15 protein-coding genes and 2 pseudogenes are annotated in these 13,580 nt (G+C 59.2%); 8 read left to right on the top strand and 9 right to left on the bottom strand.

Annotation, left to right across the window (positions count from 1 at the left end; genetic code table 11):
* Position 1: 1 nt before the first annotated feature.
* The 5 genes and pseudogenes from AC4ANK_RS08870 to AC4ANK_RS08850 all read right to left on the bottom strand — a co-directional run bounded on the left by AC4ANK_RS08870 (position 2) and on the right by AC4ANK_RS08850 (position 2,772).
* A complete protein-coding gene (locus AC4ANK_RS08870) occupies positions 2-526 on the bottom strand; it encodes a DUF2937 family protein (protein WP_002552616.1) in 525 nt (174 codons plus the stop codon).
* A 45-nt stretch (positions 527-571) separates the two neighbouring features.
* Positions 572-1,030 (bottom strand): annotated as a pseudogene (locus tag AC4ANK_RS08865) (class II glutamine amidotransferase); the annotation flags it as partial.
* A 14-nt stretch (positions 1,031-1,044) separates the two neighbouring features.
* The gene (locus tag AC4ANK_RS08860; RefSeq protein ID WP_460382697.1) at positions 1,045-1,794 is read right to left on the bottom strand and encodes an IS5 family transposase; all 750 of its coding nucleotides are present in this window, start codon (positions 1,792-1,794) and stop codon (positions 1,045-1,047) included.
* A gap of 92 nt (positions 1,795-1,886) precedes the next feature.
* A pseudogene (locus tag AC4ANK_RS08855) lies at positions 1,887-2,219 on the bottom strand (class II glutamine amidotransferase); the annotation flags it as partial.
* Between the two features lie 76 nt (positions 2,220-2,295).
* On the bottom strand, positions 2,296-2,772 hold the full coding sequence (locus AC4ANK_RS08850; protein ID WP_002552614.1) for a hypothetical protein: 477 nt from the start codon (positions 2,770-2,772) through the stop codon (positions 2,296-2,298).
* A 131-nt stretch (positions 2,773-2,903) separates the two neighbouring features.
* Between AC4ANK_RS08850 and AC4ANK_RS08845 the strand changes: the two genes are divergently transcribed.
* The 7 genes from AC4ANK_RS08845 (at position 2,904) to AC4ANK_RS08815 (ending at position 9,775) form a co-directional block, all read left to right on the top strand.
* Positions 2,904-4,964 carry a S9 family peptidase gene (locus AC4ANK_RS08845; protein ID WP_460383137.1) on the top strand — a complete coding sequence of 687 codons (2,061 nt, stop codon included), beginning with the start codon at positions 2,904-2,906 and terminating at the stop codon, positions 4,962-4,964.
* A gap of 80 nt (positions 4,965-5,044) precedes the next feature.
* Positions 5,045-5,521: a cyclic nucleotide-binding domain-containing protein gene (locus AC4ANK_RS08840; RefSeq protein ID WP_002552612.1), complete on the top strand. Its 477-nt coding sequence runs from the start codon at positions 5,045-5,047 to the stop codon at positions 5,519-5,521.
* A gap of 66 nt (positions 5,522-5,587) precedes the next feature.
* Entirely contained in the window at positions 5,588-5,962 is a 375-nt protein-coding gene (locus tag AC4ANK_RS08835) for a YajD family HNH nuclease (RefSeq protein ID WP_002552611.1), read from the top strand.
* Positions 5,963-6,048: 86 nt separating this feature from the next.
* Positions 6,049-7,827, top strand: a complete 1,779-nt coding sequence (locus AC4ANK_RS08830; protein ID WP_002552610.1) for a copper resistance system multicopper oxidase — start codon at positions 6,049-6,051, stop codon at positions 7,825-7,827.
* A gap of 11 nt (positions 7,828-7,838) precedes the next feature.
* Entirely contained in the window at positions 7,839-8,723 is an 885-nt protein-coding gene (locus tag AC4ANK_RS08825; RefSeq protein WP_002552609.1) for a copper resistance protein B, read from the top strand.
* A 72-nt stretch (positions 8,724-8,795) separates the two neighbouring features.
* The gene (locus AC4ANK_RS08820) at positions 8,796-9,296 is read left to right on the top strand and encodes an RNA methyltransferase (RefSeq protein WP_460383140.1); all 501 of its coding nucleotides are present in this window, start codon (positions 8,796-8,798) and stop codon (positions 9,294-9,296) included.
* 98 nt (positions 9,297-9,394) lie between these two features.
* Positions 9,395-9,775, top strand: coding sequence for a YgaP family membrane protein (locus AC4ANK_RS08815; RefSeq protein WP_002552607.1), 381 nt, complete (start codon positions 9,395-9,397; stop codon positions 9,773-9,775).
* A gap of 4 nt (positions 9,776-9,779) precedes the next feature.
* On the opposite strand, the gene AC4ANK_RS08810 is transcribed toward AC4ANK_RS08815, so the two are convergent.
* Positions 9,780-10,229, bottom strand: coding sequence for a YcgN family cysteine cluster protein (locus AC4ANK_RS08810; RefSeq protein ID WP_002552606.1), 450 nt, complete (start codon positions 10,227-10,229; stop codon positions 9,780-9,782).
* Positions 10,230-10,440: 211 nt separating this feature from the next.
* On the opposite strand from AC4ANK_RS08810, the gene AC4ANK_RS08805 reads away from it, so the two are divergent.
* Complete coding sequence (locus tag AC4ANK_RS08805) at positions 10,441-11,034, top strand: nitroreductase family protein (protein WP_002552605.1); 594 nt, start codon at positions 10,441-10,443, stop codon at positions 11,032-11,034.
* 65 nt (positions 11,035-11,099) lie between these two features.
* Here AC4ANK_RS08805 and AC4ANK_RS08800 read toward each other — a convergent pair whose 3' ends face one another.
* From AC4ANK_RS08800 to rnd, 3 genes are all read right to left on the bottom strand, one after another.
* Positions 11,100-12,032, bottom strand: a complete 933-nt coding sequence (locus tag AC4ANK_RS08800; RefSeq protein WP_031594857.1) for a D-2-hydroxyacid dehydrogenase — start codon at positions 12,030-12,032, stop codon at positions 11,100-11,102.
* Positions 12,033-12,102: 70 nt separating this feature from the next.
* A complete protein-coding gene (locus tag AC4ANK_RS08795) occupies positions 12,103-12,396 on the bottom strand; it encodes a YcgL domain-containing protein (protein ID WP_002552603.1) in 294 nt (97 codons plus the stop codon).
* Complete coding sequence (gene rnd, locus AC4ANK_RS08790) at positions 12,393-13,526, bottom strand: ribonuclease D (protein WP_002552602.1); 1,134 nt, start codon at positions 13,524-13,526, stop codon at positions 12,393-12,395. The genes AC4ANK_RS08795 and rnd overlap by 4 nt, the downstream gene beginning before the upstream one ends.
* Positions 13,527-13,580 lie beyond the last annotated feature (54 nt).

Here is a 13,580-nt window from a genome sequence, read left to right as displayed (position 1 = left end):
ATCAGCGCCAGTCCCGCTCAAGTTGCGGCTTGCGTCGTCCACCGTGGATCACCCAGCCGAGTAACAGCCCGACGCTTTCCACCACAAGAGCCAGCAGCAATGCACTGATGATGCCCCAGGCAATGACTTCGGGGGCCAGCAGGACTTGCCACGTATAACCGTTGAACGTTTCCCGGCGAATATCCGCATCGGCAGACGTGACGACGAACAGGGCTTTGGAATACCACGGCCCCTGGAGTCCGAGCCACTGACGCTCAAGGATATGGGTACGGCTCATCAACGTATCGATGTTGTCCGCATCGGCTCGGAAAACCGGGTCTTCGCTGCTGCGATAGTGCTGGATCAGCGCCTGTATATCGCCCTTGAAGAACTGCTGCGCAGTTGCGGTGTAGCCCTTGACGGCCTGTTGCGCCTCGATCAGATGCGCTTCGACACGCTTGCTGTAATCACTGATGAATCCGGGGATCTGTACCCCGAACAGCAGGCCTGTGGTGAACAGGACCAATCGCAGATAACTTCGCAGCATCAATATCCCTCTCCTTTTTTATCCAGTATGCCGGTGGAGGCGCTGTTACTGCACTGCTGTCTCGACCGAGCCTTGCGCCACGCACTCACCCTTGCGCCACAGGCTCCACTGGCCCGGTTCATAGCGCTTCCAGTTTTCGTTCTCGGTCAATGGCTCGGTGGCGATCACAGTCACCACGTCGTGCGGCGTTGTTTCAGCCTGAAAATCGACAATCACGTCGACATCTTTCAACCTTGCCGGGCCGAACGGCGCGCGCCGGGTGATCTGAACCAGTTTGGTACTGCAAAAGCAAAACAGCCAGTCGCCATCGCTCAACAGGCAGTTGAACACGCCTTTACTACGGTATTCAGTGCAGGCCTGGATCAGCGAAGGCAGTAATTGCTCGACCTCAACCGGCTCGGGAAAGGCTTCGCGAACGCGATTGAGCAGGTCGCAGAATGCAGCTTCGCTGTCGGTATCGCCCACCGGCCTGTAAAAGGTGGCAACGGGGGTGAAATCGGCTAGGGTCTGTTCCCGTTTCACATTGGCAGCCACAGAAAAGCGCAGGCCATTGCTATGACGCTTTCATAGTTTCTCTTGAGTTTGTCGAACCGAGAAGCCGCCGCCCGGAAATGCTTCAACCGGGCAAAGGCGTTTTCTACGAGATGTCGATTGCGATATAACCCTTTGTCCAGATCTGCGTTCCCTTTCAGAGAATTGCGCTTTCGTGGAATCACCACTTTGCTGCCTTGCTGCTCGACCTGAGCGCGTATCGCTTCAGTGTCGTAGCCCTTGTCCGCAATGATCACTTCTGCATTGGGCATCTTGGCAATCAACGAGGCCGCCTGCGAACAATCATTGGTCTGGCCTCCGGTCACGTCAAATGCAATGGGCAGCCCACAAGCGTCTACAGCCAGGTGAATCTTGCTGGTGTTACCGGCTCGGCTTTTTCCGATGGCCTGGTCCTGCGTGCTGGCAGCACCTGCACTGTGCTGATGAGCCTTTACATAGCTGCCATCAATGAAAACCCACTCCATGTCAGGATCGGTCATCAGCACCTCAAGCACCTTGACCCACTTGCCTGAAGCAGACCAGGCATTGAACCGCTTGTAGACCTTGCTCCAGTTTCCAAACGCTTTCGGCAGGTCTCGCCAAGGGCAACCCACACGCATGCGGTACAGCATGCCTTCAACCGTGGTGCGCAAATCTCGCTTGTTGTAGATCGATTCGTGCAGCAAAATTTCTCGAAGCTTCGGCCAGTGCTCATCACTGAGCATTAATCGGGGCATTGCAGGCTCGTATTGGTGTTGTGTGAGAACTCCAACAATACGGGCCTGTTCTCATAGAGATCAATGGGTTACGTCGAAACGGGAACAGACCCTAGCTGGCCATTGTGCGCAAAGCACCAGTTGCGGCCCCAGAGTTCACGCACGAAAGGATGTGTGTTGGACAGACAGACCTTGCCGACGTTGGCCTGACGAATATGGCCAATCACCACTTCGCTTTTGATCGGATAGCGCTGCACCAGTTGCGCAACTTCAGATTCACTGCTGGCTGCGGGGTCCTGGAACAAGCGCAGGCCGCGACCCTCGTAGAAGGCAATGCCCCAGCCATCGCGATGCGGACCAGTACGCCCGCCACGCTGCATCAGCCCGGTAAAGCTGAAGACTATGTCGGTCGGGACATTGGCGCTCATGCCCAGTAGTTCACACATGCTCAGGTTCTCGCTTCAAGACGTTTTGCAGCAGGTCATGCGCCGACAATGACGGCGCATGCCAACGAAGCGGGATCTACAACCGCGGTTCGACTCGCGCAGCCCTGGTCGGAGGAAGCGGCGCAGCGGATTTGCGAGGGTAGTGATCGTCCTCGGCAAACGGCTCATCAGTGGGGTCTGTGTCGGCAGGCTGAGCGACAGTCCGGGGCTGGCGAGCCTTGCGGCTGCGCTCGATCGGCCAGCGGATGAGCACGAACAGCGCGTACGCAGCGAAGGCGAACATGCCATACATGGCCAGATCCGACACAGCGGTCCAGACATTGCTGCCGACCTTGAACATCAGGTCGAGCGCGGTGATCGCCACGGCTGGCGCCATCGCATCCTTGGCAGGGTCGACCATGGTCGGCGTAAACAGCAGCACCGCGACTGCTACCAGCAACGGTTCCTTGAGATAACGCCACATCCAGCGGGTCATCAGGAACCATACCAGCAGGCAACCCAACGCGGCGAAGGCGTAGACGCTCCAGGCGATCAGATAGTCGTTTTCGGTCATGACGTCCGTGGTAAGGCAGGTAAAGAGGCGCTTATGATAACGGCTTTTGCCTGACGCGGCTTGCCTCGCTTCAGTAATCGGTTCAGCGTGTACCGAATTTCCATGATTGATGCCTAAACAGAGAGCCCAGCATGTCCTTCTCGAATGCAACCTCCAGCGCCCCGATTGCTCGCAAGGCCGACGGTTCCGATCCCTATGCCTGGCTACAGAACCGCGACACTGACGAGGTGCTCGACTACCTCAAGGCGGAAAACGCCTGGCAGGAGCAGCAACTGGCAGAGCAGACCGGGTTGCGCGAAAACCTGTTTCAGGAGATCAAGGGCCGTATCCTTGAAACCGATCTGTCACTGCCCTCCCCTTGGGGGCCGTACCTTTATTACACGCGCACCACACAAGGCGATGAATACGCCCGTCACTATCGCTGCCCGCGCCCGGCCGACGACTCCAATACCGTGGACGAAAGCCGTGAAGAACTGTTGCTGGACCCGAACGCCATGGCCAATGGCGGCTTCTTTTCGCTGGGCGCGTTCAGCATCAGCCCCGACCACCAGCGCCTGGCCTACAGCCTGGACACCAGTGGCGACGAGGTGTACCAGCTTTACGTCAAGGAACTGAGCACCGGCCAGATCAGCAGCCTGCCGTTTGAGGACTGCGACGGCAGCATGACCTGGGCCAACGACAACCTGACCCTGTTTTTCGGTGAGCTGGACGAGACCCATCGCCCCGGCAGGCTGCATCGCCACACATTGGGCAATGCATCGGCAGAGCTGGTGTTCGACGAGCCGGACGGTCGATTCTTCCTGCACTGCTTCCGTAGCAGTTCCGAACGCCAACTGATCATTCTGCTCAATAGCAAAACCACCAGCGAAGCGTGGGTGCTGGACGCCGATTATCCGCAACAGGCCTTCACCTGCCTCGCGCCGCGCAGCGAAGGGCACGAGTATTATCCGGATCACGGGCTGCTCGATGGTGTGTGGAGCTGGTTCATCCGCAGCAATCAGAGCGGCATTAACTTCGCGCTGTATCACGCAGCGGAACAGGCCAGTGGCGCCCCGGTTCGCGAAGACTGGCAGACCCTGGTTGCGCACGATGACAAGGTCATGCTCGAAGGCGTGAGCCTCAACGCCAAGGCCATCAGTCTGAGCCTGCGCGAAGGCGGCCTGCCGATCATCGAAGTACGCCCGCAGGATCTGCCTACCTATCGCGTGCAGTTGCCCGACGCCGCGTACAGCCTGTATGTGCAGGACACCCTGGAGTTCGACAGCGACAGAATTCGCCTGCGTTATCAGTCGCTGAACCGTCCGGCACAGGTGCGTCAACTGACCCTGGCCAGCGGCGAGCAGGTAGTGCTCAAGGAAACGCCGGTGCTGGGCACTTTCAACGCCGACGCCTACGTCAGCCAGCGTCTGTGGGCCACCGCCAGTGATGGCACTCAGGTGCCGATCAGCCTGGTGGTCAAGCGCGAACTGGCCGGCAAGGCGACCCCTCTGTATCTGTACGGCTACGGTGCCTACGGCGAAAGCCTCGACCCGTGGTTTTCCCACGCGCGCCTGAGCCTGCTTGAACGTGGCGTGGCGTTTGCCATCGCCCATGTACGCGGCGGTGGCGAGCTGGGCGAGGCCTGGTATCGCAATGGCAAGCAGGAACACAAGCAGAACACCTTCGGCGACTTCATTGCCTGCGCCGAACATCTTGTTGCACAGGGCCTGACCAGCGCCGAACAGCTTGTGATCAGCGGCGGCAGCGCCGGTGGCCTGCTGATCGGTGCCGTGCTCAATCAGCGACCCGAGCTGTTCAGGGCAGCAATTGCCGAAGTGCCGTTCGTCGATGTGCTGAACACCATGCTCGATCCGGACCTGCCGTTGACCGTCACCGAATACGACGAATGGGGCAACCCGCAGGAGCCTGAGGTCTATGAGCGCATCAAGTCCTACGCGCCTTATGAGAACGTCAGCGCTCAGGCGTACCCGGCCATGCTGGTCATCGCCGGTTACAACGACAGCCGTGTGCAGTATTGGGAAGCCGCCAAATGGGTCGCGAAGTTACGCGCCAGCAAAACCGACGATAATCTGCTGCTGCTCAAGACCGAACTGGGTGCCGGACACGGCGGCATGAGCGGTCGCTATCAAGGGTTGCGTGACGTGGCGCTGGAGTACGCGTTTATCTTCAAGGTATTGCAGATCGCCGAATGAACTTGGCGTGAAACACCTGTCTTACTAGCATCGGGGGGCACGGAGCTGCCCCCTTCGTATCAGGATTGAAAGACCGAACCATGTCAGAACCATTGTCCAACCTGAACAACGCCATACGCGACATGCTGCTGGACTGCGGCCTGTTCGACACGCTGCTGCCCGGCGACTTCGTGACTGTAGCCGGGTATTTCAGCATTACCGACATCGAAAAAGGCGAGACCATCTTTGCCGAGGGCGATGCCGGGACATTCATGTGCATCATTCATCAAGGCACTGTGTCTGTGCAGAAACTTGCCGCAGACGGTCAACAGGTCGAAATCGCCGTTCTGCGGCGCGGGCGGGCGTTCGGGGAAATGGCTGTACTGGATGGCGAACGTCGCTCGGCCAGCTGTATCGCGGCCACCCAATGCCAGTTATTGAACCTGGGACGCGACTCTCTGGACAAGATGCTCGACGAAGCGCCGAAAATCGCCGCCAAGATAATTCGTGCCCTGGCCATCTCGTTGTCCAGGCGCCTGCGCATGGTCGACGGCCAATTACTGTCTCAGCAGGTGTGAGTTTGCCAATCTGGCGCTAAACTTGCCGATATTCCGCTTTCAATGCGCACACGCACAGGTGACACCATGAGCACGGCCAATCCTCCTTCCCATACTGCCAAGCTGGACCGCATTCTGGCCGACGCCCAGCGCGACCGAGAAATGGGTTACCGCGACAAGGCGTTGCGTATGTACCCGCACGTTTGCGGCCGTTGCGCCCGCGAGTTCGCTGGCAAACGTCTCAGCGAACTGACCGTGCACCACCGCGACCACAACCATGACAACAACCCGCAGGACGGTTCCAACTGGGAGCTGCTGTGCCTGTATTGCCACGACAACGAGCACTCGCGTTACACCGATCAGCAGTATTTCGCCGACGGTTCGCTGAGCACTCCGAAAACCGCCAAGGCAACCCACAACCCGTTCGCCGCGCTGGCGGGATTGATGAAGAAGGACGAGTAACCCGGTACTTTCCCGCAACTGTATTTCCCCGCCCCTACCCACGCAGTCTTCGGCCTGCGGCCACCCGACTGACCGGATACTTCGCCATGCCCTCCCGTACCTCAAGACGAACCTTTGTGAAAGGGCTTGCCGCCAGTGGCATCCTCGGCGGCCTGGGGCTGTGGCGCAGTCCGGCATGGGCGGTTCCGAACCCGGGTCAGCCGGCCGGGCTGTCCGGCACCGAGTTCGATCTGTATGTCGGCGAAACCCAGGTCAATATCACGGGTAATACCAGAACCGCGATGACGATCAACGGCGGTATTCCAGGCCCGCTGTTGCGCTGGCGCGAAGGCGATACGGTGACCATCAGGGTAAAAAACCGTCTCGACGAAGCCACCTCGATCCACTGGCACGGCATCATTCTGCCCGCCAACATGGACGGCGTGCCGGGGCTGAGCTTCGACGGTATCGCGGCCGATGGCATGTACGTCTATCGCTTCAAGGTCAAACAGAACGGCACCTATTGGTACCACAGCCACTCGGGCTTTCAGGAACAGTCGGGGGTTTACGGGCCGCTGGTGATCGACGCCAAAGAGCCAGAGCCATTCAAATACGACCGCGAACACGTGATCATGCTCAGCGACTGGACCGACGAAGAGCCGCTTCAACTGATGAAAACGCTCAAGAAACAGTCCGATTATTACAACAATAACAAGCGTACTGTCGGCGACTTCATCAACGACGTCGGTGAGAAAGGCTGGAGCGAGACCACTCGTGATCGCTGGATGTGGGCGAAAATGGGGATGGAGCCGACTGACCTGGCGGATGTCAGCGGCGCGACCTACACCTACCTGATGAACGGCCAGGCCCCGGACATGAACTGGACCGGGCTGTTCAAGCCTGGCGAGCGGATTCGACTGCGCTTGATCAACGGCTCGGCCATGACGTATTTCGACGTGCGTATTCCGGGCCTGAAAATGACCGTAGTCGCCAGCGATGGCTTGCACGTCAAGCCAGTAACGGTCGATGAATTGCGCATCGCAGTGGCAGAAACCTTCGACGTGATCGTCGAGCCTGCCGAAGGTGCCTACACGCTGTTCGCCCAGTCGATGGACCGCACCGGCTACGCCCGCGGCACCCTGGCCAGCAGGCCCGGCTTGCAGGCCGTCGTCCCGCCCCTGGATCCACGCCCATTGCTGAGCATGAATGATGTGGGCATGGCGGGCATGGATCATGGCAGCATGAACCACGGCGCAGCCCCGGCAATGGACGACATGTCAGGCATGGACCACAGCAAGATGGGCCATGACTCGATGCCCGACATGGACCACAGCAAGATGCCAATGAAAGAAACACCTGCCATGCAGCCACACCCGGACAGCGAACAAAACAATCCGCTGGTCGACATGCAGGCCATGAGCACCTCGCCCAAACTCGACGATCCGGGCATCGGCCTCAGGAACAACGGGCGCAGAGTTCTGACTTACGCAGACCTGCGCAGCACCTTCGAAGACCCGGACGGTCGTGAGCCCAGCCGCACGATAGAGCTGCACCTGACCGGGCACATGGAAAAATTCGCCTGGTCGTTCGACGGCGTGAAATTCTCGGACGCCAAACCGCTCATGCTCAAGTACGGCGAGCGAGTGCGTGTCGTGTTGGTCAACGACACGATGATGTCTCACCCCATCCATCTGCACGGCATGTGGAGCGATCTGGAAGACGAAAACGGTCAGTTCATGGTGCGCAAACACACCATCGACATGCCTCCGGGGTCACGCCGCAGCTATCGCGTCACCGCTGACGCACTGGGCCGTTGGGCTTATCACTGTCACATGCTGTACCACATGGAAATGGGCATGTTCCGCGAAGTACGGGTGGAAGAATGAGGATTTTACCGGTGAATGGATTGCGCAACTCGTCCTGCCTGCCAACCCTGCTGCTGACGGCAGGCCTGGCCATAACACCCTGGGCAACCACGCTGGCTGCCGGAATGGATGGCATGGAAGGCATGGATCATGGCAGCCACTCGATGCCTATGGACGCCAGCGAGCACAATGCCGCCCCAATGCAGAGCCGGACACCAATCCCGCCTGTCACCGACGCCGACCGGGCTGCGGTGTACGCCAGCCATAGCGGGCATCAGGTCCACGACAGCGCCATTAACAGTTACTTTCTGGCCGACAAGCTGGAATGGCAGGACGCAAACGACGGCAGCGCGCTGGCCTGGGACCTGTCCGGCTGGATTGGCGGTGATGTCGACCGCTTGCTGCTGCGTTCAGAGGGCGAGCGCACCAACGGCAAGACCGAGGAAGCGGAAGTCCAGGCGTTATGGGGTCATGCCGTCAGCTCATCGTGGGACGTAGTCGCCGGGGCACGCCAGGACTTCAAACCTGGCGCGCCACAAACCTGGGCGGCTTTCGGCCTGCAAGGGCAGGCGATTTCGGATCTTGATATCGAAGCCACCGCATTCATCGGTGAAGCCGGGCAGACCGCGGCGCGCCTGGAAGCTGACTACGACCTGCTGCTGACCAACAATTTGATTCTTCAACCCACTGCCGAGCTGAATTTCTACGGCAAGAACGACCTGCAACGCGGCAATGGCTCGGGCCTGTCGACCAGTGAGTTCGGTCTTCGGCTGCGCTATGAAATCACCCCGCAATTCGCTCCTTACGTTGGCGTAACCTGGGATCGGTCCTACGGCAATACTGCCGATTACGCACGCGAAGACGATGAGGACGTTGCCGACGCGCGGCTGGTCGTCGGTCTACGCATGTGGTTCTGAGCGTCGGAATTGAAAATGGCATTGCTCTGACGCTGCCGTATAATCCGCGGTTTTCTTCAGAGCACCCTCCCCGTGGCCAATAAACGGTACGCCTGCATCGGTCTTTACAACCCCAAGTCCCCGGAAAATGTCGGCTCCGTCATGCGAGCAGCCGGCTGCTACGGTGTGGCATCGGTGTTCTATACCGGTAAACGCTATGAGCGTGCGCGGGATTTCATCACCGACACCAAGAAAATCCATCAGGACATCCCGCTGATCGGCATCGAAGACCTCAAAAGCATTCTGCCGCTGGGTTGCATTCCGGTGGCCGTTGAACTGGTCGACGGCGCCCGTGCCCTGCCTGAATACACGCACCCTGACCGCGCGCTGTATATCTTCGGCCCGGAAGACGGCTCGCTGGATCAGGACATTCGCGACTGGTGTGAAGACGTGATCTATATCCCGACCGAGGGCTGCATGAATCTGGCCGCAACCGTCAACGTGGTGCTCTACGACCGTATGGCCAAAGGCATCAATACCCGCTCGGGGCCACAGTTCGGTCGCGAGAAAATCGATCCGGCCAGCGACCGCTGACGGAAAAGCATTGAACCTGTGTCGCGGGCGAGCAGTCAGTTTCTCTGAACCGGTTTACTACCTACTTCCTGCGAATTACCGCCTCATGGAGAGCCATCATGCGCGACACCCCGATTATCGAACGCATCGACACACCTGAACTGCTGCAGCGCAACCCTGATCAGAACGTCCACGGCTGGGAGCGCATTGGCTCACTGGCTGGCGGTGTACTGATGATGGGCAAAGGTGTCCGTCGTGGCGGCTTTCTGGGCCTGATCCAACTGGCCATCGGCGGCGCAGTGCTGGCTCGCGGCATCAGCGGTCACTGCTCGGCCAAAAGCCTGGTGGAAAAAGGTCGCAGCGACCTGCACAGCGCCCGCTCGACCATCGAACGTGCCGGTGCCCAGTTGAACAACCTGAAAGACGACGCCGAAAACGCGGTGAAAAACGCTGCCGTCAAAGGTGTGGAAGCGCTGGCCGAGCCAAAGCCGGTCGTTTAAACGCTCAACCTGCGCGAAAGATCAGGTAATCCTCCCAGTCGTCTTCAGCCACACTGTTCTCGCTGAGCATGCGGCCTGACTGGGAGATACGCTCGTGATGCACAGCCGTGCGATCACCACACACCAAATGATGCCAGAGCGGCAAATCCTTGCCCTCGCTGACCAGCCGATAGCCACAGGTGGGCGGTAGCCATTTGAATTCATCTGCCTGCCCCGGCGTCAGCTGAATACAGTCAGGCACCGACGCACGACGATTGGCGTAGTCGGAGCACTGGCAGGTCTTCAGGTCCAGCAGCTTGCAAGCGATCCGCGTGTAATAAACGCTGTTGTCTTCTTCGTCTTCCAGCTTCTGCAGGCAGCACAAGCCACAGCCATCGCACAACGATTCCCACTCCTCGGTGTTGAGCTGGTCGAGGGTCTTGCGAATCCAGAAGGGTTCAACTTTAGCGGCCATGGTTCGGACAACGGTATCGAAAATGAAAAGGCCGTCAGTCTAGAGGTACAAGGGGTGCGGGCCAAGCACTTGCGACTGCCGGTAGCCAGGACTTGTCAGCGACAGGGCAAAACAGTAGCGTTAACGGGTTTTCCAGTGCGCTCAAGCGATGCCTGCCGACCACGGCCCATCAAGCCACGCTCGTTTTTCACCTTCGCTATCAAGGACTTTCATGAGCACGAACCCTCGCATCGCCGATCACCCTATCGACCCGCAATTCACCGAACGCTGGTCGCCACGTGCATTCAGTGGCGAAAGCATCGATCAGGAAACCCTGCTGAGCTTTTTCGAAGCGGCACGCTGGGCACCCTCGGCGTATAACTCGCAGCCCTGGCGCTTTCTCTATGCACGTCGCGATACGCCAAACTGGGAGCGTTATCTGGGCCTGCTGAACGAGTTCAACCGCAGCTGGGCGCAACATGCAGCAGCATTGGTGATCATTGTCTCCAAGACCACCTTCGTCGCGCCAGGCGCAACCGAAGAAAGCCCGGCCTTGTGGCACACCTTCGATACCGGCGCGGCCTGGGGTTATCTTGCGCTGCAAGCGAGCCTGAGCGGCTGGCACACCCACGGCATGGCGGGCTTCGATCAGGACCTGACCCGCAAGGAGCTGAACATTCCAGAGGATTACGCACTGCACGCTGCCGTAGCCATCGGCAAAATCGGTGACAAGTCGACGCTGCCGGAATACCTGCAAGGCCGCGAAGCGCCAAGCCCGCGCAAGCCACTGGCAGAACTGGCTGCTGAGGGTGATTTTTCGCTGTAACTGACTGTTCTCTGCAATCGATGCCGACGAGCCGACGCCTAAACGTCGGCTCGTTCGGAACGGCTTCAATAACCTCGCGAAAAATCGACCTCTCCGCGCAGTGCTTCTCCAGCCTGAAACGCCTTGAGGTTTTCAACGAAAAGCTCGGTCATGGCTACCGGCGATGTCGGTGCCGAACTGTGACCGGTCAACAGCAGACCATAGGCGGTCCAGAATGGATGGCGCTGCGGCAAAGGCTCCTGACGGCAGACGTCAATGACCGCACCGGCCAGATGGCCTTCCTTCAACGCCTCGACCAGATCTGCGTCCACAACCGCTACACCGCGCCCAACGTTAATGAACAGCGCCGTTGGCTTGAAGCTGGCGAACAGCTTCGCGTCATACAGGTCGTGGGTCTCAGGTGTGTTGGGCAGTAGATTGATGACGTAATCCATCTCGCCAAGCAGCCGCGTCATGTCAGACAGCGCTGTTACCTCGATGAACGGCGCCTGAGTGCGCGCACTGGAGGCCACGCCGTAGACGTGCACACCGAACGGCAAAAGAAACTCGGCGACACGCTGGCCGATATCACCGGCGCCCACGATCAATACCTTGCGACCAGACAGGCTCTGGCCAGTACGATTGTCCCACTTGCGCTCGACCTGACTCATCAAACGCGCCAGCACCTCACGCTCGTGACCGAGCATGTAGGTCAAAACGAATTCGGCCATGACCTGACCGAAAATCCCGACTGCACGCGTCAGGCGATATTCGCGCGACAGGCTGTCGGCTAGCAGTGGCGTGATGCCCGCCCAGGTGGATTGCAGCCACTGAGGCTTGTGCCCTTGACGCAGCAGGTTGGCCATGAGGTCCGGCTGTCCCAGCCAGACCGGGCAATCGCTGGCCATTCGCGACAGCTCGGCAGAGTCGCCCGTACTGAAGACTTCCAGATCAGGCGCAGCCTGGTGCAACAATTGGGTGTAAACGTGATAATCGTGCTCGGCAATCAGAACGCGCATGTTTCAAAAACCTTAAAAACAGGACAGGCAGCCCACGGCGATGTGGACCGCTTTACAACGTGAGCAACCATTACATCGGATCGTTGCGGCGCAGCAGCTCTTCCGGCAAATGCTCGATGTAGTCATCTTCGGCAGGGGGCATCTGCAGGTGATAGCCCTGGCTGTCGAGATTCTCCAGCACCGCATTGATGTCCTCGCGCGACAGCGCACGCTCGGGACTCAGGACCAGGTCAAATGCATGAACCGGCTTGCCAAACGCGACCAGCAGTTCAGGCGGCACGCGTTTGAGGACATCGCTTTTCAAGACGTAAAGGTACATCTCGTTTCTTTTCGGGCTGCGATAAATCGAGCAGATACGCTTCAAGACTGTTCTCCGGGGGTGGCCAGGCTGTCCAGCAGCGCCTGACCCATCAACTCGCGACGCCAGCCACGCAGCGAGTCGGGCAATTGGTAAGGACCGTCGGGGTAGCCGCTCTTGAGCAGCGCTTCTAGAGTCTTCTTGCGCAGCATCAACTCCGGGGCCATGTCCAGTTGCTCGGCGTATTGCTGACCGATTGCACGCAGACGCTTGATCGACCCGGCCGCATCAATGGGCAGTGGCTCAGGCAATGCAGGCGGCCACTCTTCTGGCGGAAGCGTGCCTGCGGTCTTTATCAGCTCAAGCAGAAACTCGCCGTCATGGCGAACGGTGCGCGGGTGCATGTCTTCGATACGCCCCAGTGCGGCGAGGTTATCCGGCTGCGTCTTGGCCAATGGCCACAGCGAGTGCTCACGCACAATGCGGTTGCGCGGCAGGTTGCGGGCGCGCGCCTCGCGCTCACGCCAGGCACACAACTCACGCAGCACCGCCAACTGGGCACGGGACAGTTTCCAGGCCAGTTTGGCCTCACGGTACACCTCGTACGGGTCAACTTCGCGGCGCAGGTTGGCGACCAGTTCGGCACCGTCATCCAGCAGCCAGGCGTATTTGTCATCGGACAAACGCGGACGCAGGATGGCGAACAGTTCGGCAAGGTGCACAGCATCTTCGGCGGCGTAACTGATCTGCGTCTCCGACAGCGGACGTTGCAGCCAGTCAGAACGGGTTTCGCCCTTGGGCAGGTCGATGTTAAGGACCTCCTGCACCAGACGCGAATAGCCCATGGAAAAACCGAGGTTCAGGTAAGCGGCTGCCAACTGGGTATCAAACAACGGCACCGGCAGGCTGCCAGTCAGACGCAGCAAAACTTCGAGGTCCTCGCTGCACGCGTGCACCACTTTGATGACGTCGGGGTTTTCAAGCAACGCGGACAGCGGCCGCCAGTCGTTGATCAGCAAAGGATCAATAAGCCAAGCGCTTTGCCCGTCGCCAATCTGCAGTAGCGCTGCTATCGGATAAAAAGTATCGACCCGCATAAACTCGGTGTCGAGCGCGACAAAAGGCAGCAACTGCCATTCTGCGCAATGCCGGGCGAGGCTGTCGTCGTCGCGAATCCAGTGAATATCGATGGCCACACGGCTCTCCCTTCAACAATGGCGCGCAGTATATATCGTGATGGGAGATTATCG

The organism is Pseudomonas sp. Pmew2, assembly GCF_058129885.1.
The sequence above is the reverse complement of the archived record's forward strand: the minus strand, read 5'-3'. Positions and strand labels throughout refer to the sequence as shown.